General features: G+C 65.0%; 24 protein-coding genes. 11 read left to right on the top strand and 13 right to left on the bottom strand.

From position 1 onward, the window contains the following. Positions 1-94: 94 nt before the first annotated feature. The 5 genes from FG93_RS28850 to FG93_RS33755 form a co-directional block, all read right to left on the bottom strand. Positions 95-382 carry a bacterioferritin-associated ferredoxin gene (locus FG93_RS28850; protein ID WP_043241883.1) on the bottom strand — a complete coding sequence of 96 codons (288 nt, stop codon included), beginning with the start codon at positions 380-382 and terminating at the stop codon, positions 95-97. Continuing rightward, entirely contained in the window at positions 379-918 is a 540-nt protein-coding gene (gene irrA, locus FG93_RS28845; RefSeq protein ID WP_052514332.1) for an iron response transcriptional regulator IrrA, read from the bottom strand. The genes FG93_RS28850 and irrA overlap by 4 nt, the downstream gene beginning before the upstream one ends. Before the next feature lie 245 nt (positions 919-1,163). Beyond that, complete coding sequence (locus FG93_RS28840; protein ID WP_043242020.1) at positions 1,164-2,741, bottom strand: DHA2 family efflux MFS transporter permease subunit; 1,578 nt, start codon at positions 2,739-2,741, stop codon at positions 1,164-1,166. A gap of 147 nt (positions 2,742-2,888) precedes the next feature. Next, positions 2,889-4,076, bottom strand: coding sequence for an HlyD family secretion protein (locus FG93_RS28835; protein WP_043241881.1), 1,188 nt, complete (start codon positions 4,074-4,076; stop codon positions 2,889-2,891). Positions 4,077-4,118: 42 nt separating this feature from the next. Further along, the gene (locus tag FG93_RS33755) at positions 4,119-4,319 is read right to left on the bottom strand and encodes a hypothetical protein (RefSeq protein ID WP_244448762.1); all 201 of its coding nucleotides are present in this window, start codon (positions 4,317-4,319) and stop codon (positions 4,119-4,121) included. Between the two features lie 36 nt (positions 4,320-4,355). On the opposite strand from FG93_RS33755, the gene FG93_RS28830 reads away from it, so the two are divergent. Beyond that, positions 4,356-4,877 (top strand): TetR/AcrR family transcriptional regulator, encoded by a 522-nt coding sequence (locus tag FG93_RS28830; RefSeq protein WP_244448761.1) that lies wholly within the window; start codon positions 4,356-4,358, stop codon positions 4,875-4,877. A gap of 5 nt (positions 4,878-4,882) precedes the next feature. Here the strand turns inward: FG93_RS28830 and FG93_RS28825 are convergent, their stop codons facing one another. Beyond that, positions 4,883-5,755, bottom strand: coding sequence for a DMT family transporter (locus FG93_RS28825; protein ID WP_244448760.1), 873 nt, complete (start codon positions 5,753-5,755; stop codon positions 4,883-4,885). Positions 5,756-5,973: 218 nt separating this feature from the next. Further along, a complete protein-coding gene (locus FG93_RS28820) occupies positions 5,974-7,008 on the bottom strand; it encodes an aspartate-semialdehyde dehydrogenase (protein ID WP_043241877.1) in 1,035 nt (344 codons plus the stop codon). A gap of 474 nt (positions 7,009-7,482) precedes the next feature. Here FG93_RS28820 and FG93_RS31535 point away from each other — a divergent pair, with 474 nt between their 5' ends. Further along, the gene (locus tag FG93_RS31535; RefSeq protein WP_152579690.1) at positions 7,483-8,547 is read left to right on the top strand and encodes a hypothetical protein; all 1,065 of its coding nucleotides are present in this window, start codon (positions 7,483-7,485) and stop codon (positions 8,545-8,547) included. Between the two features lie 141 nt (positions 8,548-8,688). Next, positions 8,689-8,994 (top strand): hypothetical protein, encoded by a 306-nt coding sequence (locus FG93_RS28810; protein WP_043241875.1) that lies wholly within the window; start codon positions 8,689-8,691, stop codon positions 8,992-8,994. Between the two features lie 138 nt (positions 8,995-9,132). Here the strand turns inward: FG93_RS28810 and FG93_RS28805 are convergent, their stop codons facing one another. The 4 genes from FG93_RS28805 to FG93_RS28785 all read right to left on the bottom strand — a co-directional run bounded on the left by FG93_RS28805 (position 9,133) and on the right by FG93_RS28785 (position 13,670). Next, a complete protein-coding gene (locus tag FG93_RS28805) occupies positions 9,133-10,569 on the bottom strand; it encodes a homospermidine synthase (protein ID WP_043241873.1) in 1,437 nt (478 codons plus the stop codon). Positions 10,570-10,737: 168 nt separating this feature from the next. After that, positions 10,738-11,265: a GNAT family N-acetyltransferase gene (locus FG93_RS28800; protein WP_043241871.1), complete on the bottom strand. Its 528-nt coding sequence runs from the start codon at positions 11,263-11,265 to the stop codon at positions 10,738-10,740. A gap of 117 nt (positions 11,266-11,382) precedes the next feature. Next, a complete protein-coding gene (locus FG93_RS28795; RefSeq protein ID WP_043241869.1) occupies positions 11,383-12,528 on the bottom strand; it encodes a type III PLP-dependent enzyme in 1,146 nt (381 codons plus the stop codon). Positions 12,529-13,112: 584 nt separating this feature from the next. Continuing rightward, entirely contained in the window at positions 13,113-13,670 is a 558-nt protein-coding gene (locus FG93_RS28785; RefSeq protein WP_043241865.1) for a glyoxalase superfamily protein, read from the bottom strand. A gap of 295 nt (positions 13,671-13,965) precedes the next feature. Here FG93_RS28785 and FG93_RS28780 point away from each other — a divergent pair, with 295 nt between their 5' ends. Further along, positions 13,966-15,555: a glucan biosynthesis protein gene (locus FG93_RS28780; RefSeq protein ID WP_043241863.1), complete on the top strand. Its 1,590-nt coding sequence runs from the start codon at positions 13,966-13,968 to the stop codon at positions 15,553-15,555. 9 nt (positions 15,556-15,564) lie between these two features. On the opposite strand, the gene FG93_RS28775 is transcribed toward FG93_RS28780, so the two are convergent. Beyond that, positions 15,565-15,948: a RidA family protein gene (locus tag FG93_RS28775; RefSeq protein ID WP_043241862.1), complete on the bottom strand. Its 384-nt coding sequence runs from the start codon at positions 15,946-15,948 to the stop codon at positions 15,565-15,567. Positions 15,949-16,122: 174 nt separating this feature from the next. Here FG93_RS28775 and FG93_RS28770 point away from each other — a divergent pair, with 174 nt between their 5' ends. Further along, positions 16,123-16,803: an AprI/Inh family metalloprotease inhibitor gene (locus tag FG93_RS28770; protein ID WP_052514329.1), complete on the top strand. Its 681-nt coding sequence runs from the start codon at positions 16,123-16,125 to the stop codon at positions 16,801-16,803. A gap of 21 nt (positions 16,804-16,824) precedes the next feature. Here FG93_RS28770 and FG93_RS28765 read toward each other — a convergent pair whose 3' ends face one another. Then, positions 16,825-17,442 (bottom strand): GNAT family N-acetyltransferase, encoded by a 618-nt coding sequence (locus FG93_RS28765; protein ID WP_152579689.1) that lies wholly within the window; start codon positions 17,440-17,442, stop codon positions 16,825-16,827. Between the two features lie 233 nt (positions 17,443-17,675). Here FG93_RS28765 and zapE point away from each other — a divergent pair, with 233 nt between their 5' ends. The 6 genes from zapE to sucD all read left to right on the top strand — a co-directional run bounded on the left by zapE (position 17,676) and on the right by sucD (position 23,518). Beyond that, on the top strand, positions 17,676-18,875 hold the full coding sequence (gene zapE, locus FG93_RS28760; RefSeq protein WP_043241860.1) for a cell division protein ZapE: 1,200 nt from the start codon (positions 17,676-17,678) through the stop codon (positions 18,873-18,875). A 13-nt stretch (positions 18,876-18,888) separates the two neighbouring features. Then, complete coding sequence (locus FG93_RS28755; RefSeq protein WP_043242010.1) at positions 18,889-19,488, top strand: TetR/AcrR family transcriptional regulator; 600 nt, start codon at positions 18,889-18,891, stop codon at positions 19,486-19,488. A 260-nt stretch (positions 19,489-19,748) separates the two neighbouring features. Next, complete coding sequence (mdh, locus tag FG93_RS28750) at positions 19,749-20,711, top strand: malate dehydrogenase (protein ID WP_043241858.1); 963 nt, start codon at positions 19,749-19,751, stop codon at positions 20,709-20,711. Positions 20,712-20,794: 83 nt separating this feature from the next. Next, complete coding sequence (sucC, locus tag FG93_RS28745) at positions 20,795-21,991, top strand: ADP-forming succinate--CoA ligase subunit beta (protein WP_043241856.1); 1,197 nt, start codon at positions 20,795-20,797, stop codon at positions 21,989-21,991. Between the two features lie 8 nt (positions 21,992-21,999). Beyond that, positions 22,000-22,614, top strand: a complete 615-nt coding sequence (locus FG93_RS32715) for a hypothetical protein (protein ID WP_152579688.1) — start codon at positions 22,000-22,002, stop codon at positions 22,612-22,614. A gap of 19 nt (positions 22,615-22,633) precedes the next feature. Then, complete coding sequence (sucD, locus tag FG93_RS28740) at positions 22,634-23,518, top strand: succinate--CoA ligase subunit alpha (protein ID WP_043241854.1); 885 nt, start codon at positions 22,634-22,636, stop codon at positions 23,516-23,518. Positions 23,519-23,576: the final 58 nt, after the last annotated feature.

The following is a 23,576-nucleotide window of genomic DNA, read 5'->3' as shown; positions in this document are numbered from 1 at the left end:
CATTAGAATGATCCTAATGTATGGCTGCGATCCGGAGAATGAAAGGGAGAAGTCGCGCTTGGGTTAGGAAATATCGACGAGGCCGCGCAGGGCGTCAGGCTGCGATCGTGTCTTCCTCGATTGCCAGCCCGTCCATCATCTGGGTGACGGAGACATGCACCGCGCATTCGACGTCGCGGCTGGCGCAGGAATGACATTGGCTGGCGCAGGCCGCGCGGGCTTCGGCAAGGATGGCCCTGACGGCCCGGGCGCAACGTCCGCAGTCCGGGCTGCAGCCCAGGCAATCATACGCTTCGCCAGCCGTCACCGGTCCAGTGCCATCGGGGGCAATGGTTCCCTTGATCTGCCGGCAGGACAGGACGTTACAGGAGCAGACGATCACGCGTGGTGCCCAGCCCCAGTTGCGACCCGCGCCTCCACTTCGGCGCCATCGGCGTTGCGCAGACGGACAATGACCTCCACGGATGAGATCATCATGCCTTCAGGCGCGACCGGAAGGCCGGAGACCTGGATTTCCGAGCCCGGGATATCGACGACGGTTTCGTCGTCCTCGTTATAGAAGTGGTGATGCTCGGACACATTGGTGTCGAAGAAGGTCTTGGGGCCGGACACCGAAACCTGGCGAAGCAGGCCGGCTTCCGAGAACTGCCGCAGCGTGTTGTAGACGGTCGCGAGGGAGAGGGGTTCGCGGGCGCGCAGCGCCTCCTCATAGAGCATCTCGGCGCTGACATGGCGGTCGCCCTTGGCGAAGAGCAGCCAGCCCAACGCCATACGCTGCCTGGTCGGGCGCAGGCCGGCATTGCGTAGCCGCGTTTTCACCGCGCTGATCGGGCAGGAAGCGGGGCTCTTCTGCGGCCACGGAATCTGTTCCGCGGCGGCACGGGCCTGGCTGGGATCCTTCACGGGCAAAACGCTCATCGGTACGCCTTCCACATCGCCGGCATGCCGGCCCTGCAGTTTAGAAAATATCTAAACTACTGATATCATTGCTATATTTGGCGCGACCGCGCGCGAATGTCAATCACGGGCCGGCTGCGACACGGTGCATCAGGCCCGGCGCGTCTGGATCATCGGACCGGATATCGTATCCGGCCCGATGATCCAGCCTTCTGTGGTTGCATCGGCTTTCCCGAACACCGCAATCCACTTTCGGGCCGATGTCTTTAGTGCCCGGCGTCGGCGGGTGCTGCTTTGGGCGGCTTGCGCATGAACACGGCCAGAACGACCAGCCCCGCGAATATCCAGGTCAGACCGAGAAAGACATCGCCGAAGGCCATGACCAGAGCTTCGCGATGGGCGAGCTGGCTGATCTTGGCGAGCGCCATCGCCTCGGCATTGGCGCCATAGCCGGCGAAGAGCTGCATCATCTGAGCCAGCCGCTCTTCGGCGACCTGGCTACCGATGGCGACGGCTTCATGCAGTCGGGTGATGTGCAGGTCGGTGCGGCTGTTGAGCAGGGTGTTGATCACGGCAAGGCCCACCGCGCCACCAAGATTGCGCGTGAGATTGTAGAGGCCCGATGCGTTCTTGAGCTGCGCCGGCGGCAAGGTGCCGAGCGCAAGATTGTTGATCGGTACCATGCACAGCATCAGCGAGACGCCGCGCAGGATCTGGGGCACCAGCAATTCGTGGAAGTCCCAGTCCTTGGTGATGAAGGACGCGAGATAGGTGCCGGCAGCAAAGCCGGCGAAACCGATCATCATCATCACGCGTGGATCGAGCTTCTGCGACAACCTGCCGGCGACGGGCGCCGTCAGGAACATGCACAGGCCGGTGACGAACATCGTCTCGCCGATCATCAGCGCGTCATAGCCGCGGATGCGGCCGAGATAGACGGGGTAGAGATAGGTCAGCCCGTAAAGGCCGATACCCATCGTGAAGCTGAAGAGCGAGCCAAAGGCGAAGTTCCGATTGGTGAAGGCGTAGAGGTCGACGAGCGGGTCCTCGCGCGTCAGTGCGCGCCAGAAGAACAGCACCGCGCCCACCAGCATCAGCCCGGTGAAGAACACGATCTCGTGGCTCTGGAACCAGTCGAGCCGCGTGCCTTCCTCCAGCACATATTCGAGGCTGCCGAGGAAGGCGGCCATGCTGGCAAGGCCGAGCCAGTCGAAGCGCTTGAGCAGGCCGGGCTGCGGCTTGTCGAAATCGATCAGCGTCCAGGCTGCGATGGTGACGCCGATGCCGGGGATGACGTTGACCAGGAAAAGCCAGTGCCAGGAGAAGGCATGGCTGAGATAGCCGCCGACCGTCGGGCCGATGGTCGGCGCCAGGGTCGCGACAAGCCCGATCAGCGGCGAGACGATCGGCCGCTTCGAGGCCGGGAAGATGGTGAAGGCAGCCGCGAAGACACCGGGAATCATGCCGCCGCCGATGAAGCCCTGGACCGCGCGCCACAGGATCATCTCGTTGATCGAGGACGACATCGCGCAGAGCACGCTCGAGATCGTGAAGCCGGCTGCGGCGATCGAGAAGAAGACGCGGGTCGACAGCGCCCGGCTGAGATAGCCGGAAAGCGGGATCATGATCACTTCGGCGATCAGATAGGCGGTCTGGACCCAGGCGATCTCGTCGGTGCTGGCGGACAGGCCAGCCTGGATTTCGGCCAGCGAAGCGGAGACGATCTGGATATCGAGGATCGCCATGAACATGCCGAAGACCATCGCCAGGAAGGCGAAGATCCGCCGCATCGGGATGGCGTCGGAGGCCGGCGGCGTGCCGGCTGTCAGTGTCGCTGTGGCCATGACGGCCTCGTCTTCCTGGCGCCCCGTACCGTCACCCCGGCCAGGCGGCATCGGCCGCGCAAAGTCGGGGTCAATCGATGGGCGTTACGGCTGCATGGATTCCGGATCTTCGCTACGCTCGATCCGGAATGGGTCTTGTCGTTCTGTTCAGGCCTGGGGGCGCGGGTCGATCTTCACCACGACCGACATGCCGGGGCGCAGCGCATGGCGTGCGATGGCTTCCGGGTTGAGCGTGATGCGCACCGGGACGCGCTGGACAATCTTGGTGAAGTTGCCCGTGGCGTTGTCCGGCGGCAGCAGCGAAAACACGGAGCCCGTGCCGCCGGAAATGCCGCTGACGACGCCGTCAAAGACCTGATCAGGCAAGGCGTCGACCGTGACCCTTGCCTTGTCGCCGATCTTCAGGCCGCCGACCTGCGTTTCCTTGAAATTGGCGTCGACATAGACCTGATCGAGCGGGACGATCGACATCAGCCGCTTGCCGGCGCTGACGAGGTCGCCGAGCTGGACATTGGTATTGGCGATCAGTCCGTCGATCGGCGCTGCGATCCTGGTGAAGGACAGGTCGCGGGCGGCCTTGTCCTCGGCGACCTTCAACTCATCCATCTGGCGGGAGGCTTCGTTGCGCTGCGCCTCCAGCACCTTGATATTGGCCTCGGCCGCCGTGACGCCGGCCCCGGCGCTGGCCAGCGCCGCGCGGGCCCGGTCACGCGCTGCCGTTGCCGCGTCGAGATTCGCCTGCGATCCGTAGGACTTGGCAGCAAGGCTGTTGGCACGGTCGAAATCGGCCGAGGTGCGGACGATATCGGCCTGGGTCGAGTCGCGCTGCGCCTGGGCCTGGAGCAGACTGGCGCGGCCGGCCTCGATCTGGCTGTCGATGCGCAGCAGCGTCGCAGCTGCCGTTGCGCTCTTGGCGCGGGCGCTTTCCAATGCGATGCGCTGGTCGCCATCGTCGAGGGTGACAAGCGGCTCTCCAGCCTTGACCTGCTGGTTCTGCTTGACGGCGACAGTTGCGACATTGGCCGCGAGCTTGGCCGAGATCGTGGCCATCTCGGCGCCGACATAGGCGTCGTCAGTCGAAACGATGAAACGGCCATTGCGCCACCAGTCGACGCCGAACCAGAGTCCGGTGCCGAGCGCGGCCGTCGCCAGCAGCATCATCCCCGCACGGCGCAGCGTCTTGCCGCGCGGCTTGGCGGCGGCAGGGCTCTCCGCTTCGCGCGGAGCTGCTTCGTCAGCCTTGCGGCCCTGGGCGGGAAGAGGCGTGGCTTCGAGCGCGGGGTCGACCAGCTTCAGCCGGTCCCGACGCGACTCAGTCTTTGTCTCGGCGGACATGGGCGATCCTGATAATTACTGTTCGAACCGATCGGTTCGATTTCAGTTGAAATAGCCCCGGTGATGGCGCATATCAAGTGAAATCGAACTGATCGGTTCGATTATTTTTGTGCGGCGCAAAATGCCGGAACGAGATGGGTCATGGACGAGGTTGTGAAGATCGCAGGAATGCCGCTGCGACGGAAACGGCGTGCGGCAGGCGCGGATCCGGACAAACGCCGCCAAATCCTGGACGGAGCGCATGAGGTCTTCCTGACGCGCGGGTTCGACAATGCGAGCATGAGCGACATCGCCGCGGCCGCGAATGTCTCGAAGGGCACGCTCTACGTCTATTTCGAGGACAAGGAGCATCTCTTCGTCGCACTGATCGAGCGTGAGCGTGAAGAACAGAAGCGCGGTATCTTCGAAGCGCTCGACGATGATCCCGACCTCGGTCATGCCCTGACGCATTTCGGCGAGCGGATCGTCCAGCTCCTGGTCTGCGATTTCGCGCTCAGCGCCCAGCGCATCGTCGTTGGCGTGGCGGAGCGCATGCCCGATCTCGGCCGCGAATTCTACGAGAACGGACCGCTGCAGGGCGCACGGCGCATCGCCGGCTATCTCGACCGCAAGGTCGCGGAGGGGCAGCTGGAGATCGACGATACAGCGCTGGCGGCAGTCCAGTTCGTTGACCTGTGCCAGTCGACCCTGCTGCGCCCGCGCCTGTTCAATGCGGTGCGCGAGCGACCGTCCGACGCCGAAATCTCCCGCGTCGTTGCTTCGGCGGTCGCGATGTTCCTGGCGCGCTACGGCAAGCGGTAGCTCGTTTACCGAGCCCGCGCCCGCATCCGCTCGCGATGGGCGGTGTAGAGGCCGGAGGCGGCGATGATCACCGAGCCCAGCAAGGTGAAGAGGTCCGGCAAGACCGAGAACAGGAAGAAGCCGAAGACCGAGGCCCAGAGCAACTGCACATAGGAGAAGGGCGCGAGCAGCGAGGCGTCGGCATGGCGGAACGCGATGATGACGAACCAGTGCCCGATGGTCGAAGCGACGCCGATGAAGATGCCGATGGCGATCGCTTCCGCAGTCAATGGCTGCCAGCCGAGGGGCTGCAGCAAGGTCAGCAGCAGGAAGCCGACCACGGCCGACCAGGTCAGCGTCGTCACCGGGTCCTCCGTCCTGCTCATCATGCGGGTGACGATCAGGGCAAAGGCCCAGGTCGCGGCTGAAAGCGCCGGCAACAGCGACGCGGCGTGGAAGTCGGCGCCTCCGGGCCGGACGATGATCAGGACGCCGGCCAAGCCGACCAGGGTCGCGGTCCAGCGCCGCCAGCCAACCTTTTCGCCCAGCATCGGGATCGACAACGCCGTGACGAAGAGCGGCGCGATGAAGCTCGTCGCGGTCGCATCAGCGATCGGCAGGTATCGCAGCGACGAGACGAAGATGATGGAGGAGAGGGTGACTGCGACCCCCCTCAGCAATTGCATGTGCGGGCGCTTCGGCCGCAGGCGTGCTGCGCCGCCGCGCAGCGCCACCGCCAACATGATCGCCGCAAAGGCGGCATAGCGGAGCCAGGTGATCTGCAGCGCGGGCATGGTCGCGGCGAGATATTTCGAAGCGACATCGGCGCTGGAGAGGAAGATGCTCGCAAGCAGCATCAATCCGATGCCGCGCAGCGCCGCATCGCGACGTTGTGGCACGGGAAGAACAGCCTCGGCATGCGTGGGCAAGGCCGGTACCGGGGCTACTGGAGAGTGGGACGAGGACAAGGTGGCGCCAAAGCTGGAGAGTGGGTCAAGGCTAGCAGGATTTGCCTGTGACGCGCGCGCAAACTCGGAACAGCGCCCATGCGCCTGGGCCCGTTCACGAAAAAGGCGGGCTTGCGCCCGCCTTCGTTGAGCTTTCCGAGCTGTGGGTCTCAGGCCGCCTTCTTGCGCGGCTGGATCAGCTTGCGGTTGACCAGGACTTCGGCGATCTGCACGGCGTTCAGGGCCGCACCCTTGCGCAGATTGTCGGAGACGCACCAGAAGGCGAGACCGTTCTCGACCGTATTGTCCTCGCGGATGCGCGAGACATAGGTCGCGTCCTCACCGGCCGCCTCATGCGGCGTGATGTAGCCGCCGGGCTCGTGCTTGTCGATGACGAGGATGCCTGGCGCGGTGCGTAGTACTTCGCGCGCCTCGTCGGCGGTGATCGGCTTCTCGCACTCGATGTTGACGCTCTCGGAATGACCAATGAAGACCGGCACGCGCACGCAGGTGGCGGTCAGCTTGATCTTCGGATCGAGGATCTTCTTGGTCTCCGCCATCATCTTCCACTCTTCCTTGGTGAAGCCGTCCTCCATGAAGACGTCGATCTGCGGGATGAGGTTGAAGGAGATGCGCTTGGGGAACTTCTTGGCGACGACGTCACCGGCCGAGAACACGGCGCGCGTCTGGTTGAAGAGTTCGTCCATGCCGTCCTTGCCGGCGCCGGAGACCGACTGATAGGTCGAGACGACGACGCGCCTGACGCCGAAACGGTCATGCAGCGGCTTCAGCGCCACGACGAGCTGCGCGGTCGAGCAGTTCGGGTTGGCGATGATGTTCATCTTGGAGAAGCCGGCGGCCGCGGCGGCGTTCACCTCCGGCACGATCAGCGGCACGTCTGGATGCATGCGCCAGGCCGAGGAGTTGTCGATGACGACGCAGCCCTGGCTGCCGATCTTCGGCGACCATTGCTTCGAGACCTCTCCCCCGGCCGACATCAGGCAGATATCGGTGTCGGAGAAATCATAGTGATCGAGCGCCTTCACCTTCAGCGTCTTGTCGCCGAAGGAGACCTCGGTACCGATAGAGCGCGAGGAGGCAAGCGCCACGACCTCGCTCACCGGGAAGGCCCGCTCGGCAAGGATGTCGAACATTTCGCGACCCACATTGCCTGTGGCGCCGACAACCGCGACCTTGAAGCTCATGCTGCTGTTCCTTTTGGAAGTAACCGGTTCTGTCTCCCCCGGGAGATGCCGACCCGCCTGGCATGGATGGCGGGTTCGGCCTTAGCCCCCGCCGGGGGGGAGGGCCCGGAACCGAGGCGAAGCGTCAGCGCGACGTCCGGAGCGTGCCGGTCGTCGTTTTGGTCGTGCGTTTCGTCGTCAGGGCGACAATCACAGAGCCAAATCCCATCAGGGCTGAAAGCATTCGCGGTCGCGTTCGAGCGGATACTCGCATCGCGATGCCAATCCAGAACACCCGCGGCGATAAAAAGTCAATCGGTCTCGGCAGTGAAGCGCGTCAGGGCGGGATTAACCCTGCCTCCTAACCAGCGATTCACGACAATCACGGTTCGCTGGCCGCCGGTAACCCGATACTGACCCGGTTGCCTTCAGCTTCGCCCGCGGGTGGGGACAGGCTGCCGGCGCGCAGGCGCACGCAGCGAGCGGGGTCTTGTCGTGTCGCGTGAGTTCGCAGCGTTACTGGTCAATGGCTTTCGCCGGCTTGGCTCGGGCTGCCGGGGGCTCGGCGCTGCGGCCGTGCATCGTGCCTTGCCGGTGGCGGCCGGCGTCAAGGGTAAGCTCGGCGGTCCCGATCCCGTAGGCATCCTGATCAGCGTCGTGGATCATGTCGAGGCTGCGATTCGGACAATCATCCGATGGCTGCGCGCTGCCATCGGCCATCGCGGCCTCGGCCTGACCGGCGGCCTGGCCTGGCGCGGGCTGGCTGCCGTTGCCGGCATCGGCATGGCGGCTGCGTTGGTCACGGGCCTTTCGGGCGACGGTGGCGAGATGCAGGTGGCCAACCTCGCCGAACAGCCGGCCTCGGAGATCCGGCCCGTTCGGGATGTCCGCCAGGAGCCGCGTCCCCTTGGCGCCCGACACGAAGACTGGGCCAGGATCGCGCGGCCGATCACCATGTTTGGCCTCGATTCCCCGGAATTGGAGCGCCAGGCCCCGGCCTATGAGGCGAGCCGGAGCGAGGACGGCACGAAGCGCGAGGATGTTTTGAGCTTCGGGGCGTTCACCGAGGCAAAACCGTATCTGCTGCTGCGCCTCGTCGTCGACCATGGCGATGATCATCTGACACAGCCTTTCATCATCGCGCTCGTGCGCGAGGCTGCTGCCCGTGGCATGTCCGTGCAGCGCAGTGGCGCGTCGACCGGGCTCACCAGCAAGTTCGGCCCCGTCGAGGCCACTGACGTGACCCTGAGCGATGGTGCGACCGAACGTGCCTGCGTCGGCTTCCGCCACCGTGGCGGCGACACACCGCTGCGGCTGAGCGGCTGGTGGTGCGGTGGAGCGGCGCGCCCGGCCGATCGCCAGCTACTGGCCTGCCTGATCGACGGGCTTGCCCTGCTCAGCGCTGGCGCGGATCAGGCGCTGCGCAGCGCCTTTGCCGCAGCTGAACGTAACCGCGATGGCGCCTGCTCGCCGCCACGTCCGTCCGCGGCCGGTCGCAAGACGTCATCGCTCGATGCCGAGGGCACGGCGACGAGCCTCAAGGCGGCCGCGAAAAGGTGAGGGGGCGGCCGTTGAAATCGGCTGCCCGAGCGTTATCTCAGAGCGATGGGGCAGTAAAAGCGTTAACCGCGGCGGGATAGATTTGGCGCTATCAATCGCCGCTTTGCTTCCCCTTGGTCATCGCCTCAGGAGACCCTCGCCATGAATTCCTTCAAGCGTCTCGCCGCCGGTCTCGGCATTTCGCTCGTGGCGTTGACCGCGGTCGCTTCGGTGGCCGAGGCGCAGCAGCAGCGTAAGCCGTTGCGCGTCATCGTGCAGAAGCGCAGCTATCTCGACCCCGGCAATGTCGTGCCGGTCGGCTCCCTGAACCGATACGCAACCCAGCAGTTCATCTCACCCCCGGTCTATTCCAATGTCGCTGAGCTCTACGGAGATGCCACCTTGCCGCCGCGCATCGGCGCCGGTGTGAACCCGTTCCGGAACACGTTTGCGACGCCGGGTTTCTGAACCGACCAGGCGGAGACGAGTAAGGCCCGCCTGACCGGCGGGCCTTTTGTTTGGGACCGTGCTGCTTAGCCTCGAGCGGAGCAGCACGTGACAGAGGTCCTCGAGCCGGCGCGATGCTTCGCCCGAGAGTGGCGTCCGTCAGCGGACGAGGATGTTCCGGAACTGCCAGGGGTCGCTGGTGTCGATATCCTCGGGGAAGAAGCCCGGGCGGTCCTGCAGCGGCGTCCAGTCGGTATAGGTCCCGACCACCGGGCCGAGATAGGGCAACTGCACTTCGAGGCAGCGACGGAAATCCAGCTCGTCTGACTCGACGATGCCGGCCTTCGGGTTCTCCAGTGCCCAGACCATGCCGGCGAGCACGGCGGAGGTCACCTGCAGGCCGGTCGCATTCTGATAGGGCGCGATCCGGCGGGTCTCTTCCACGGAGAGTTGCGAGCCGAACCAGTAGGCGTTCTTGCCATGGCCGTAGAGCAGCACGCCGAGTTCGTCGATGCCGTCGACGATCTCGTTCTCCTCGAGGATGTGCTGCTTCTCCTGCACCTTGCCGGCGCGACCGAACATCTCGTGCAGCGAGAGCACGGCGTCATTGGCCGGGTGATAGGCGTAGTGGCAGGTCGGCCGATAGGCCGGGTTGCCGGCCTCGTCGCGCACCGTGAAGTAGTCGGAGATCGAGATCGCCTCGTTATGCGTCACCAGGAAGCCGTATTGCGGGCCGGGCGTCGGGCACCAGCTCCGCACGCGCGTCTCGGCGCCGGCCTGGAGCAGATAGATCGCCGACTGGCAGCCAGCCTCATGCGTGCGGCCGTTCTCGGGCATCCAGCGCTCATGCGTGCCCCAGCCGAGCTCCGCCGGCTGCTGACCTTCCGAGACGAAGCCCTCGACCGACCAGGTGTTGACGAAGACGTCGCGCGGCTTGGGATGCTTGGCACGCTGGGTGTCGCGCTCGGCGATATGGATACCCTTGACGCCAACCTGCTGCATCAGGGCGCCCCATTCGGCGCGGTCCTTCGGCTCGGGGGTCTGCAGGCCGAGATCGGCCGCGACATTGAGCAGGCCCTGCTTCACGAACCATGAGACCATGCCGGGATTGGCGCCGCAGCAGGAGACCGCCGTCGTGGTGCCGGCCGGACGCGCGCGCTTGGCAGCCATCGTGGCTTCGCGCAGCGCATAGTTCGAGCGGGCCTCGGGGCCTTTGCTGTGGTCGAAATAGAAGCCGAGCCAAGGCTCGTTGACCGTGTCGATATAGAGCGCGCCAAGCTCGGAGCAGAATTGCATGATGTCGAGCGAGCCGGTGTCGACCGACAGGTTGACGCAGAAGCCCTGGCCACCGCCTTCGGTGAGGAGGGGCTGCAGCAGGCTCTTGTAGTTCTCGGGGGTCACCGCTTCCTGGATGAAGCGGATGCCGCGCTCGTCGAGGAGGGCACGGTTGGTGTCATGCGGGTCGATGACGACGAAGCGGCTGCGGTCGTATTCGAAATGCCGCTCGATCAACGGCAGTGTTCCGCGTCCGATGGAGCCGAACCCGATCATTACAATCGGTCCGGTGATGGTGCCGTGGACGGGCCAATGGGTCATGATGTTTCCTTGTTGGAGTGGAGCAGGGATTAAATCTTTCGCGGGCTCGTATGGAGAGCGGCCGCGCTCGTCAATCCGGAACGCCATTTTTGCGCCGCCAGGGTCGATTCCGACCCTAACGACGCTGAAGACAACCCGGTGCGGATGACGCCGCGGTGACGCTCGCTATCAGGCTGCGAGCGCCGCGGCAGGCAGGGGCTCGATCAGGCGCCCCGTTGCGGACAGGACGCCGGCGGCGCCTGCGAGTGAGCCAGGGCGCAGTTCGAGGCCGAGGAAGCGCTCGCGCTCGACCGGGCCGGGCATGGCAAGATCGCGCATCAGCTCGGCCGAGAAGCCGAAACGAGCGTAGTAGGGCGCATCGCCGGCGAGCAGCACCGCGCCGTGGCCGTGGCAGGCGGCGCGCCAGATCGCCTCGCGCATCATCGTCTTGCCGAGCCCTTCGCCCTGCAGGTCCGGGGAGACGGCGAGTGGCCCGAGCAGCAGCGCATCATGGCCGCCGGCATTGATGTTCCAGAGCCTGACGGTCGCCACGACTGCGCCGTCGCGCTCCGCGACCAGCGCCAGCCCGGCGGCCGGCAGCCGACCTTCACGCAGCCGTTCGCTGGTCTTGGCGAAACGGCGCTCGCCGAAGCAACGGTCGAGCAGGGCCTCACGGGCCTGGATGTCGGACGCGGTTTCCTCGCGGATCGTGATCATGACGCACCTCCGGCCGGAGCGCCTGCGCAAGACCGCAGACCTTCCCGGCGCCGCGCGCGAACGCGGCCAAACAGAATGATTTGGGGGGCGGCTCCGGCAGGTGCCGGAGCCAGGACGTCAGATGACGTATTGCTTCAGCGGCGGAAAGCCGTTGAAGGCGACGGCCGAATAGGTCGTCGTATAGGCGCCGGTGCCCTCGATCAGCACGCGATCGCCGATCTCCAGGCTGAACGGCAGCATGTACGGGGTCTTCTCGTACATGACGTCGACCGAGTCGCAGGTCGGGCCGGCCAGGACGCTCGGCACGGTCGCGTCACCGTCGCGCGGGGTGCGGATCGGGTAGCGGATCGCCTCGTCCATGGTCTCGGCGAGACCGCTGAACTTGCCGATATCGAGATAGACCCAGCGAACCTGATCGTCCTCGCTCTTCTTCGAGACGAGCACGACCTCGGCCTCGATCATGCCGGCTTCGCCGACCATGCCGCGGCCCGGCTCGATGATGGTCTCCGGAAGCTGGTTGCCGAAATGCTTCGACAGCGCCCGGAAGATCGCATCGCCATAGGCTGGAACGCCCGGGATCGGACGCAGGTAACGCGCCGGGAAGCCACCGCCGAGATTGACCATCGACAGCGACAGGCCACGGGTGGCGCATTCCTTGAACACCGCCGAAGCCGAGGCCAGGGCGGAATCCCAGGCGTTCACATTCGCCTGCTGCGAGCCGACATGGAACGAGATGCCATAGGCGCCCAGGCCAAGACGATGGCCATGCTCGAGCACGTCCGCGGCCATCTCTGGCACGCAGCCGAACTTGCGCGAGAGCGGCCAGTCGGCGCCGGCGCCGTCGCAGAGGATGCGGCAGAAAATGCGCGCGTCCTTGACCGCGGTGAGAGCGGCGGAACGGGCGACCTTCTCGACCTCGGCCACGCAGTCGACGGCGAACAGACGCACGCCGAGCTCCATGGCGCGCGCGACGTCGCGCTCCTTCTTGATCGTGTTGCCATAGGAGATGCGGTCAGCGGTGGCGCCAGCAGCGAGAGCGAGCTCGATCTCGACGACCGAGGCGCAATCGAAGCAGGAACCGAGCTTGGCCAGCAGCGCAAGCACCTCCGGCGCCGGATTCGCCTTCACGGCGTAGAAGACGCGCGTGTCGGGAAGAGCCCGGGAGAAGGCACGATAATTCTCGCGCACGACATCGAGGTCGATGACGACGCAGGGACCGTCTTCACGGCGGTTACGAAGAAATTCACGGATGCGCTCGGTCATCGGCGCGACTCCCCTACGGCGCAAGCGGCGCCGATACGACGTATCGCCGGGTGAGTCGTTCGCAGGTCACGGCGCGATGGAGACGCCGAGAACAGCGGACGAAACGTCCGGACCCGAAACACCGTCGATTGGGGAAGCCCCGCACGGCCGGCAATGAAGGACAAGCCTCTTCGGTGTTGACCTGTGGAAAGCCAACGAGACCAAAAAAGCCCGCTCCGTCGTTGCTTTAAGCTGCGTCCCCCGTGGAGATTCGGGGTTTGCCGGTTTCGCCTCCGGCTGCTGGTCGCTGTTCGGGAGCGGCCCTCTTGCGAGAGCCGGGAGCGTGATTTGAGGGGATATCCATCCCCCTCCATCCGTTTCCCATCCCTGGCGGCTGTCCGGCCTCTTGTCCGAATGCCCACCGACCAGCACGCGGCCACAGGCACGTGCGAATTGGGTAAGCGGCATATACGAATTGCGGTCCCGCTCTACAAGTTCTTTTTGACCTCGGGGTTCGGATTTTTTGCCGAACGGGCGGCGGAGAAACGCGCCGGGGCTGTCAACCGGCGCGCAATAGTAGGTTTCGAGGCCGGTCGGGCCCGAAACTAGGGCCGTTTCTCGCAGAAACGGATGCGGTTCCCAAACGGGTCCGGCACCTCGAGCGTGCGGCCGCCCGGGCCACTTTCCTGGATGCCGGGTTTCGAGAAAGGATAGCTCTTGCCGATCAGTTCGGAGCGATAGGCGTCCACGCCCTGCATCCAGACGAAGACGGTCGAACCCGGACTGGCGTCGCCATGATGCTCGGAGAGATGAAGCTGCAGGCCCGAGCGTGAAACCTGCATATAGATCGGGAAATCAGGTCCGTAGCGGTGGTCCCAATCCATGCTGAAGCCGAGGAAGCCCATATAGAACTCCTTCGCTTTCTCCAGGTCGAAAATCCGCAGGATCGGGATGCCCATGTTCAGGCTCACGCCGGTCTGGTCGATGTCGGCGGCCGGGCTCGCGTCTGGCTCGCCGATCTTCGCGGCGAGGACGTTCCAGTCATCATAGCCGAACTGCCGGGCGACGATTTCGAGGGCCTGAGCATGTGAGAGCGGGGTCTGCGGAGCGACGGCCTCCCGCAGGGCCCTGGCCATCAGTTTCGCATCGCGATAGGTGCGCATGGTCACAATCCTTTTCGATGGTGGACGAAGCGGCCAGGGCTCGCATTGCTGGAAGCGTCCACCGGATCGATCGGGATCGGGAAGGAAGCGGGATGCATTCACCATGCCCTGCGAGGGCGCGAGCGGCGGGCTGCATCCGGCCCAGTTCGAAGCGTAGAAAATAGGACGATCGGCTGTCAACATCGCGCGTGCCGGACATGCGCCGCCGCTGCGCCCTAGACCGGCCCCATTTCATCGCCTAAGTCGTTGGCGAGATGCGTCTTCGGGCGCAAACGCGACGGGGCTCCCTCGAATCATGACCGTATCCAATCGCCGCCAGATCCTGGCCGGCCTTTCCGCCGCCTTGAGCTTTTCCGCGGCGCCCGCCGCGCTGCTCGCCCAGCAGCCCGAAACGCAGCCTGCGCCGGCTCCGACCCCGCCGCAGCCGCGCTTCGGCTTCGAGGACGTGGTGCGCCGGGCCCGCGAGATCGCGGCCGCGCCCTATGAGCCTGGTCCGAACCTGCCGGAGCCGTTGTCGCGTCTCGATTTCGACGCCTGGCGCGACATCCGCTTCCGTCCCGAGCGGGCGTTGCTGGCGCAGAACGGCTCTGGCTTCCGGATGCAGATGTTCCACCCAGGTTTCCTGTTCACGCGCCCGGTGACGGTGAACATCGTGCGCGACGGCGTGCCGACGCCGGTGCCTTATTCGTCGAACCTGTTCGACTATGGCCGGATCAAGTTCGAGAAGCCGCTGCCGGTCAATCTCGGCTTCGCCGGATTCCGCCTGCACTACCCGCTCAACGATCCGCGCATCTTCGACGAGCTGATCTCCTTCATCGGCGCCAGTTATTTCCGCGTGCTCGGTCGCGAGCAGCGCTATGGGCTTTCGGCGCGCGGCCTGGCCATTGGTGCAGGTGTGCCTGGGGCCGAAGAATTTCCCGTCTTCCGCGAGTTCTGGGTCGAGGCGCCGATGGCGGGCGCCGAGCGCGTCACGGTTTATGCGCTCCTCGATTCAGCCTCGGTCTCAGGCGCCTACCAGTTCCATGTCTATCCGGATGTCGACAGCGTGGTCGATATCAGCGTCGCGCTGTTTCCGCGCAAGACGATCGAGAAGCTCGGCCTCGCGCCGCTGACCTCGATGTTCTTCACCGGCGAGAACGACCGGCGCTTCCATGACGATTTCCGGACGGAGCTGCACGATTCCGACGGCTTGATGGTTCACTCGCGCACGGGCGAATGGATCTGGCGGCCTTTGCGCAATCCGCGGCAACAGGCGGTTTCTTCCTTTGTCGAAAGCAATGTGCGCGGCTTCGGGCTGATGCAGCGCGACCGCGTCTTCGAGCACTATCAGGATCTCGATCTCAGCTATGAGTTCAGGCCGTCCTACTGGATCGAGCCCCAGGGCGACTGGGGCGAGGGCGTGGTCGAGCTGATCGAGCTGCCGACCGGCGACGAGACCAATGACAATATCGTCGCGCTCTGGGCGCCCAAGGCGCCGCTCGAGCCAGGCCGCGAATTCCGCTTCGGCTACAAGCTGACCGCGCTGCTCGACTCCAGCGACCTCCACCCCGGCGGGCGCGTGATCAACACCTACCAGGCGAAGCCGAAGGCGCTCGGCTCGGGCGAGCCGGTCACCGACGGGGCGCGCCGTTTCATCGTCGATTTCGCCGGCGGCGATCTCGCCTATCACCTGAAGCAGCCGGAGAAGGTCGAGATCGTGCCTTCGATCGCCTATGGCCGGATCAATCGCGCCTTTATCGTGCCCAACCCGAAGACCGAGGGTTTCCGGGCCTTCATCGATATCGTCGTCGAGCCCGGGCAGCTCGCCGAGATGCGTGCTTTCCTGAAGAGCGGCGACAAGACTCTGACAGAGACCTGGAGCTATCCGTGGCGCCCTGAGGCCTGATCGATCCGATCAGGCTGCCGCGGCCACGACCTCGATCTCGACCTTGAACTCGGGCAGCGTGAAGCCGGAGACGATCATCAGGGTCGAGGCCGGCGGCGGCGTACCGACATGGGCGTCACGCGATTCCATATAGGGCTTCATATGCGCCCGGTCGGTGACATAGGCATTGACCCGGACGATATCGGCCAGCGTCATGCCGGCCTCGCCGAGGATCGCGGCGATGTTGGCGAAGCAGAGATCGGCCTGAGCCCGCGCATCTTCGGGAATGCTGCCGTCGGCCGCAATGCCGAGTTGGCCGGAGCAGAAGACGAGGCGCTGCCCGGCGGGCAGTTCGGCGCCATGGCTGTAGCGGGCGAATGGCGCGCGGATCGAGGGCGGGTTGAGCGGCTTCATGCTGATCCTCCAAAGCTGCCGGACTATGCCGCGCCGGGCGCCCAAGAACCAAATGCCCCCGTGGCGGAGTTGATCAGTTCCGGTATTTGGGGGATTGACGCGCTCATGCCACGTTCATTGCGCAGACCTAGACTTGCGAATCAGCTGAGCCAACGAGACGGGAATAGGCACCGCATGACGACCGGGACCGCGAAACGACATCGCTTCTTCAAGGCCGCCTGCCTGCTGCCGTTCCTGGCGCTCACGGCCTGCGCGGGGTCGCAGCGTTTCAGCGGGCCGGGACCCGGTTTCTCCGGGGGGCCTGGCTACGGCCAGCCGCCGTTGCAATCTGCTCCTCCGATCAGTTCGGCCCCTGTGACCTCGCAGCCCTTGCCGCCGCCGGGTGGATATCCGGTCGCCTCTGCGCCCGGAGCCCTGCCCCCGCCGCAGGATCCGTTCTTCGATCCCAATGCCGGGCAGCGGCAAAGCGCGCCGCCGGTCTCAGGCGCAACCGAGGTTCCGCAGCTCAGAGGCGGCAGCGGCCAGGTCGCGACGCTCGGGCAGGGCCAGGCTCCGGCCCGCAGCCCGGGATCCTCGCGTGACAGCGTCATTGGGAGCTGGACTGCGCGCGAAGCGACGGGCGGCTCCTGCCGGATTCAGCTGTCGAGCACGCCGGCCCTCGATCTCTATCGCGCCAATGCGGCGGGCTGTGCCAATCGCGATCTGCAGAAGGTCAATGCCTGGGACTATCGCGACGGGGAAGTCTATCTCTACCAGCCCGGCGGTACGGTGGTCGCGCGAGTGCGTGCCGGCGACGGCGGCAGCATGAACGGCGCCGTTACGAAATCCGGCGCCGCTCTCTCACTCAACCGCTGAGGCTGGCCTGCTCGTCGCGCCTCACGGGCGCGACGACGACCGCGCGAAGAAGGCGGGGCGCCAGAACCTGCGCTGCAGTGACAGCGCCAGCGTGGCAAAGCCCTTGGCGTTGTCGAAGGCTTCGTCGAGGACGGTGAAGGGCGTCGGACCGCCGGTGGCGATCGTTCCCTCGACATCGTTGTAGCCGCCGATCAGCTCGGCCTCGAATTTGCGCGCCAGCCGGCGCATGGCGGCGTTCTCGGGCAGGCAGGTCATATAGAGCGTGCGAATGCCGCGATTGCGCGAGGCCGTGATCAGCCGCGTGAACAGCGCTTCGCCGATGCCTTGCCGGCGCCATGCCTTCTCGACACTGAATGCGGCTTCACCTGTCTGGGTGATGATGTCTTCCAGACCGCGCAGTTCGGCCGCGCCACGGACCTTTCCGTCCTCGATATAGGCATAGACCAGCCCGCCGACACCGAAGGTGGTCTCAGCGTAATTGACGAGGAAATCGTCGTTGACGGCCGTGCCGAAGCGCTCGCGACGCGTGAGCACGTCCAAGCGCAGCAGATGATCGATGAAGAGGGTGCGTTCCGCCGGCCAGAGCCGGCGAATTTCACCCTGGCCGGTCATTGTGCCGGCCTTTGTCGAACGAGCCAATTGTCTTCTCCTGTCACAGCGCCATGTCGCGCTACCGTCCAGGAGGCGTTCGTCCCTAGAGCTCGGGTCGGAAAATGCGCCTTCAATCTGGGAATGCAAGAGGCGAAGCTGTGTCAAATCTGGGCGGGAGGGCGGAAATTTCGTTCAATTTGCCTCGATCTGCAGCCCATGCCAAAGCCTGCGCCAGCCAGGAGGCTTGCGGTCGCGCCGAGCCTGGCTTAACCGGGCAACCGATGCTGTCCCGCCCGCAGGCCATGCCCGCCACCGTCACCGAACGCTATGTCGCCATGGTCGAGGCCGGCGCCATCGAGCGCGATGCGGCGCAGTTCGCCGTGGTGAAGCGGCTCGACGCGCTGTCGGAGACGCTCGCTTCGCGCCAACTGGCCAGAAAGAGCAGTGCGCTCGGTTGGCTGTTCGGCAAGCGGCAGCCATCGGCCAATGGTATCAAGGGCCTCTATATCTGGGGTTCGGTCGGCCGCGGCAAGACCATGCTGATGGACATGTTCTACGACTCGGCACCGGTCGCGGCCCGCAGGCGCGTGCATTTCCATTCCTTCCTTGCCGATGTCCATTCCCGCATCCACGCCTACCGCCAGCGCCTGAAGGCGGGCGAAATCAAGGACCCTGACCCGATCGGTCCCGTCGCGGCTGAGCTCGCCGAAGAGGCGACGCTGCTCTGCTTCGACGAATTCACCGTCACCGATATCGCCGATGCGATGATCCTGGGGCGATTGTTCACGGCGCTTTTCGCTGCCGGGGTGGTGGTGGTCGCAACCTCGAATGTCGAGCCGTCGCGTCTCTATGAGGGCGGGCTCAACCGAGCGCTGTTCCTGCCCTTCATCGCATTGCTGACCGAGAAGGTCGACGTGCTGCGTCTCGATGCCCGCACCGACTTCCGGCTGGAGAAGCTCGGGGGTGCGCCGACCTACCATGTGCCTGCCGATGCAACCGCCAGGGCTGCGCTCGACAAGGCCTTCCTCACGCTGAGCGGAGTTGCCCATGGGCAACCGCTCGTTCTCTCCGTCAACGGGCATGACCTGCACGTGCCGGAAGCCGCAGGCGGCGTCGCGCGCGCCGGTTTCAAGGATCTCTGCGCCAAGGCCTATGGTGCCTCGGACTATCTCGAGCTGGCCGAACGCTTCCATACGCTGCTGATCGAAGACATCCCGGTGATGGACGAGACGCAGCGCAACGAGGCGAAGCGCTTCATCATCCTGATCGACACGCTCTATGAGCTCCATGTAAAACTGATCGCGTCGGCGCAGGCCGAGCCGCATCAACTCTATATCGCCAAGAGCGGTCGCGAGGCTTTCGAGTTCGACCGCACAGTCTCGCGGCTGATCGAGATGCGCTCCGGCGACTATCTCGCATTGCCGCATGGGCGTGTCGATTCCGCCGCCAGCGGCGACACGACCGGCCTGGTCGAGACTTGAGAAGCAGCGCCGCATGCCGACGCGCGAGCCGAGCGAGACCCGCATCCTCACCGTCGCCAGCGAGCATCTGCGCCTGCACGGGCTGAAGCGCTTCACCGTCGTGGCGGTCGCCGAAGAAGCCGGCATGACCCATGCCAATGTCTATCGCTATTTCCCGTCGCGGGCCGCGCTCGTCGACGCGGTGGTCGATGTCTGGCTCAAGGCGACGGAGCGCAGCCTCGCGGACATCGCCGACGGACCGGACCCGGCCCATGACAAGCTGGAGCGGCTGATCCTGGCTCTGGCCAAGGCCAATCGCGACCTGCTGCTGGAAGACCGGCATCTGTTCACCGCTTTGTCGCAGGCCGTCGCCGGGCGTCACGCGATCAGTCGCCGCAACCGCACCCGCGTGAGGGCGCTGTTCGAGCGGGTCATCGACGAGGGTATCGGCTCGGGCGCCTTCGAGCCGCGCGATCGCGACAGGGCGATCGCCTTCGTCATCGACGCCACGCATCGCTTTATTCATCCTGCTGCGCTGGCGCTCGATGCGGACGTGCCGCAGGCTTCGGTGGACCTTCGGCTGGCAACGTTGATCAGGGTCATCCTGCGCGTGCTGGCGACGGGCATCGTCTGAAAATCGGGCTACAAATTACATTTCCTGTAATTTGTCATTGACGGTTTCGCTGCCTTATTCCTGCCTCGCGCGAGGCGCGCATTGCGCAAGACATTGATTTGACGGCGAGAAAGGTGAAGGCTGTTTTCCAGGGCGCGCGTCCTCCGGCCCGACCGTGATCGCAACAAGACGACTTGCAGCAAAAGGCCTGTTTGGGCCAAAGAACCCCACGGTTTCGCCGGGTCTCCGGCATCTCGCAGCGCAAGCACAAGGACTAGGCTATGGCCCGCAAGAAGATCGCCCTCATCGGCGCCGGCCAGATCGGCGGCACGCTCGCCCATCTCGCCGGGCTCAAGGAACTCGGCGACGTCGTGCTGTTCGACATCGCCGAGGGCATCCCGCAGGGCAAGGGCCTCGACATCGCCGAGTCGTCCCCGGTCGACGGCTTCGACGCCGGCTACAAGGGCACCCAGTCCTATGAGGACATCAAGGGCGCCGATGTCGTCATCGTCACCGCAGGCGTGCCGCGCAAGCCCGGCATGAGCCGCGACGACCTGATCGGCATCAACCTGAAGGTGATGAAGTCGGTCGGCGAGGGCATCAAGCAATATGCGCCGAAGGCTTTCGTGATCTGCATCACCAACCCGCTCGACGCGATGGTCTGGGCCCTGCAGAAATTCTCGGGCCTCAAGCCCAACATGATCTGCGGCATGGCCGGCGTGCTCGACTCGGCCCGCTTCCGCCATTTCCTGGCTGAAGAGTTCCAGGTTTCGGTCAAGGACGTCTCGGCCTTCGTGCTCGGTGGCCATGGCGACGACATGGTGCCGCTGGTGCGCTACTCCGGCGTCGCCGGCATCCCGTTGCCCGACCTCGTCAAGATGAAGTGGACGACGCAGGAGCGTCTGGACGCCATCGTCGAGCGCACCCGCAAGGGCGGCGGCGAGATCGTCAACCTGCTCAAGACCGGTTCTGCCTTCTACGCTCCGGCGGCCTCGGCCATCGCGATGGCCGAGAGCTACCTCAAGGACCAGAAGCGCGTCCTGCCGGCGGCCGCCGCGCTGAAGGGCCAGTACGGCGTCCGCGACATGTTCGTCGGCGTTCCCGTGGTCATCGGCGCCAAGGGCGTCGAGAAGGTCGTGAAGATCCGTCTCAACAAGGCGGAACAGGAAATGCTCTCGAAGTCGGTGGCTTCGGTGCAGGGCCTGATCGACGCCTGCAAGTCCATCGATTCGTCATTGGCGTGAGATAGAGCGAGGGGTGCGCGGCAGTCTCGCTGCGGCGCGCCCTTCCAGACGCCCTCGCCAGCGCACGCAAGGAATTCGAGCACATGAACATCCACGAATATCAAGGCAAGGCGGTCCTCAAGGAGTACGGCGCGCCCGTCTCCGCCGGCTTCCCGGCCCTTACGGTGGCGGAAGCCGTCGAGGCCGCCAAGAAGCTCCCGGGGCCGCTCTATGTCGTGAAGAGCCAGATCCATGCGGGTGGTCGCGGCAAAGGCAAGTTCAAGGAACTGCCGGCCGACGCGAAGGGCGGCGTGCGTCTCGCCAAGTCGATCGAAGAGGTCGAGTCCCATGCCAGGGAAATGCTCGGCAACACGCTGGTGACGGCCCAGACCGGCCCCGCCGGGAAGCAGGTCAACCGTCTCTATATCGAGGACGGCTCGGACATCGAGAAGGAGTTCTACCTCTCGGCCCTGGTCGACCGCGAGACCTCGCGCGTGGCCTTCGTGGTCTCGACCGAAGGCGGCATGGACATCGAGGCTGTCGCCCATGACACGCCCGAGAAGATCCTGACCTTCTCGGTCGATCCCGCGACCGGCATCATGCCGCATCACGGCCGCACCGTTGCCAAGACGCTGGGCCTCACCGGCGACCTCGCCAAGCAGGCCGAGAAGGTCATCGCCCAGATCTATGCCGCCTTCGTCGGCAAGGACATGGCGATGCTCGAGATCAATCCGCTGATCGTGACGACGCAGGGGCAGCTCAAGTGCCTCGACGCCAAGGTCTCGTTCGATTCGAACTCGCTCTATCGTCACCCCGAGGTGATGACGCTGCGCGACGAGACGGAAGAGGATGCCAAGGAGATCGAGGCCTCCAAGCATGACCTCGCCTATATCGCGCTCGACGGCACGATCGGCTGCATGGTCAACGGCGCGGGCCTCGCCATGGCGACGCTCGATATCATCAAGCTCTACGGCGAGGAGCCGGCGAACTTCCTCGATGTCGGCGGCGGCGCCTCGGAAGAGAAGGTCACCGCGGCCTTCAAGATCATCACCGCCGATCCGCAGGTGAAGGGCATCCTGGTCAACATCTTCGGCGGCATCATGAAGTGCGACGTCATCGCGCGCGGCGTCATCGCCGCCGTGAAGGCGGTCGGCCTCCAGGTTCCGCTGGTGGTGCGCCTCGAGGGCACGAATGTCGAGGAAGGCAAGGAGATCATCCGGACCTCCGGCCTCAATGTCATCCCGGCGGACGACCTCGACGATGCGGCACAGAAGATCGTCGCTGCGGTCAAGAAGGGCTGAGAAACGGCATGCGGGCTTTCGCCACCCTTGCGCTGTCTTTGGTATCCGCGCCGGCTTATGCCGACGCGGTAGCCGAGCGTGTGGTGGCGATTGTTCAGCAGGCTTGCGTTGCCCCTTCTACGCCTGAAGCGCAGATGGTGGCTGCTGAGCAAATGGCCAGTTCAGGAGCGTGGAAGGGCGATCCCAAGCTATCGGGTCGGCAGCGTGGCGTTGTTGCTAATCCGGACGACCTGAAGCGCCCGGAAATGTACGAGGTTCGCGATTGGAACTTTGAGGAGCCACTCTTCTCGGGGCGATTTCGTATCGCGGTCGTCCGCCCCGAATGGAGCGGATGGCGTCAGAATGGATGCTCAGTCTACGCGCAAGCGGTGTCCGTGGGCGATGTCGTCTCAGCAGCTCGTATCCAACTTGGACTGGGCGAGCCGCAGCCATCGGCGGCCTTTGGCCAAGTCTGGGTCGTATCCGGTGATGTTAGCAAGCCTCATGAAGTAACTCGTATGGTCTCAGCTCAGCGTCAGCAGTTGAGGTCCGGTGAAACAACAATTTTCGGAGTTTACGAGTTTCAAGTTCCGGCAAGCGGTGCTGTGCCGGCTCCTGTTGAAACGAGCAAATCGTCCGAATAATCACAATAGGAATGACTGAATGTCCATCCTGATCGACAAGAACACCAAGGTCATCTGCCAGGGCTTCACCGGCAAGAACGGCACCTTCCACTCCGAGCAGGCGATCGCCTATGGCACGCAGATGGTCGGCGGCACCTCGCCCGGTAAGGGCGGTGCGCTGCATCTCGGCCTGCCGGTCTTCGACACCGTCGCCGAGGCGCGCGATGCGACCGGGGCCGACGCCTCCGTCGTCTATGTGCCGCCTCCGGGGGCAGCCGATGCGATCTGCGAGGCGATCGACGCCGAGATCCCGCTGATCATCTGCATCACCGAGGGCATCCCGGTGCTCGACATGGTGCGGGTCAAGCGCTCGCTCGCCGGCTCGAAGTCGCGCCTGATCGGGCCGAACTGCCCGGGCGTCGTCACCGCCGGCCAGAGCAAGATCGGCATCATGCCGGCCAATATCTTCAAGCCCGGCTCGGTCGGCATCGTCTCGCGCTCCGGCACGCTGACCTATGAGGCCGTGTTCCAGACCACCCGCGAGGGTCTCGGTCAGACCACTGCGGTCGGCATCGGCGGCGACCCGGTCAAGGGCACCGAATTCATCGACATGCTCGAGATGTTCCTGGCCGATCCCAAGACCGAGTCGATCGTCATGATCGGCGAGATCGGCGGTTCGGCGGAAGAGGACGCCGCGCAGTTCATCAAGGACGAGGCCAAGCGCGGCCGCAAGAAGCCGATGGTCGGCTTCATCGCCGGTCGCACGGCTCCTCCCGGCCGCCGCATGGGCCATGCCGGTGCGATCATCTCCGGCGGCAAGGGCGGTGCGGAAGACAAGATCGCCGCGATGGAAGCGGCCGGTATCCGGGTCTCGCCCTCGCCGGCTCGCCTCGGAAAGACCTTGGTCGACGTGTTGAAGGGCTGAACGCCCAGGCGACGAGATGGCCGGGCCAGCCCGGCCATCTTACTTAAGACGCAATGAC

The sequence above is a fragment of the Allobosea sp. LC85 genome (assembly GCF_000735605.1).
In the GTDB taxonomy this organism is placed as follows: domain Bacteria; phylum Pseudomonadota; class Alphaproteobacteria; order Rhizobiales; family Beijerinckiaceae; genus Allobosea.
Note: the sequence above shows the minus strand (reverse complement) of the source record. Positions and strands in the feature narration are given on the sequence as shown.

Coding starts and splice junctions, on each gene's coding strand:
- FG93_RS28785 (WP_043241865.1), bottom strand. CDS start 13,670: ATGCGCACCTATCGCGATGCGAAACTGATGGCCAGGGCCCTGCGGGAG.
- sucD (WP_043241854.1), top strand. CDS start 22,634: ATGTCCATCCTGATCGACAAGAACACCAAGGTCATCTGCCAGGGCTTC.
- FG93_RS28800 (WP_043241871.1), bottom strand. CDS start 11,265: ATGATCACGATCCGCGAGGAAACCGCGTCCGACATCCAGGCCCGTGAG.
- FG93_RS28820 (WP_043241877.1), bottom strand. CDS start 7,008: ATGAGCTTCAAGGTCGCGGTTGTCGGCGCCACAGGCAATGTGGGTCGC.
- mdh (WP_043241858.1), top strand. CDS start 19,749: ATGGCCCGCAAGAAGATCGCCCTCATCGGCGCCGGCCAGATCGGCGGC.
- FG93_RS28805 (WP_043241873.1), bottom strand. CDS start 10,569: ATGACCCATTGGCCCGTCCACGGCACCATCACCGGACCGATTGTAATG.
- FG93_RS33755 (WP_244448762.1), bottom strand. CDS start 4,319: ATGCGCTCCGTCCAGGATTTGGCGGCGTTTGTCCGGATCCGCGCCTGC.
- zapE (WP_043241860.1), top strand. CDS start 17,676: ATGCTGTCCCGCCCGCAGGCCATGCCCGCCACCGTCACCGAACGCTAT.
- irrA (WP_052514332.1), bottom strand. CDS start 918: ATGAGCGTTTTGCCCGTGAAGGATCCCAGCCAGGCCCGTGCCGCCGCG.
- FG93_RS28775 (WP_043241862.1), bottom strand. CDS start 15,948: ATGAAGCCGCTCAACCCGCCCTCGATCCGCGCGCCATTCGCCCGCTAC.
- FG93_RS28755 (WP_043242010.1), top strand. CDS start 18,889: ATGCCGACGCGCGAGCCGAGCGAGACCCGCATCCTCACCGTCGCCAGC.
- FG93_RS28770 (WP_052514329.1), top strand. CDS start 16,123: ATGACGACCGGGACCGCGAAACGACATCGCTTCTTCAAGGCCGCCTGC.
- FG93_RS28840 (WP_043242020.1), bottom strand. CDS start 2,741: ATGGCCACAGCGACACTGACAGCCGGCACGCCGCCGGCCTCCGACGCC.
- FG93_RS28830 (WP_244448761.1), top strand. CDS start 4,356: ATGAGCGACATCGCCGCGGCCGCGAATGTCTCGAAGGGCACGCTCTAC.
- FG93_RS28780 (WP_043241863.1), top strand. CDS start 13,966: ATGACCGTATCCAATCGCCGCCAGATCCTGGCCGGCCTTTCCGCCGCC.
- sucC (WP_043241856.1), top strand. CDS start 20,795: ATGAACATCCACGAATATCAAGGCAAGGCGGTCCTCAAGGAGTACGGC.
- FG93_RS32715 (WP_152579688.1), top strand. CDS start 22,000: ATGCGGGCTTTCGCCACCCTTGCGCTGTCTTTGGTATCCGCGCCGGCT.
- FG93_RS28795 (WP_043241869.1), bottom strand. CDS start 12,528: ATGACCGAGCGCATCCGTGAATTTCTTCGTAACCGCCGTGAAGACGGT.
- FG93_RS28810 (WP_043241875.1), top strand. CDS start 8,689: ATGAATTCCTTCAAGCGTCTCGCCGCCGGTCTCGGCATTTCGCTCGTG.
- FG93_RS28835 (WP_043241881.1), bottom strand. CDS start 4,076: ATGTCCGCCGAGACAAAGACTGAGTCGCGTCGGGACCGGCTGAAGCTG.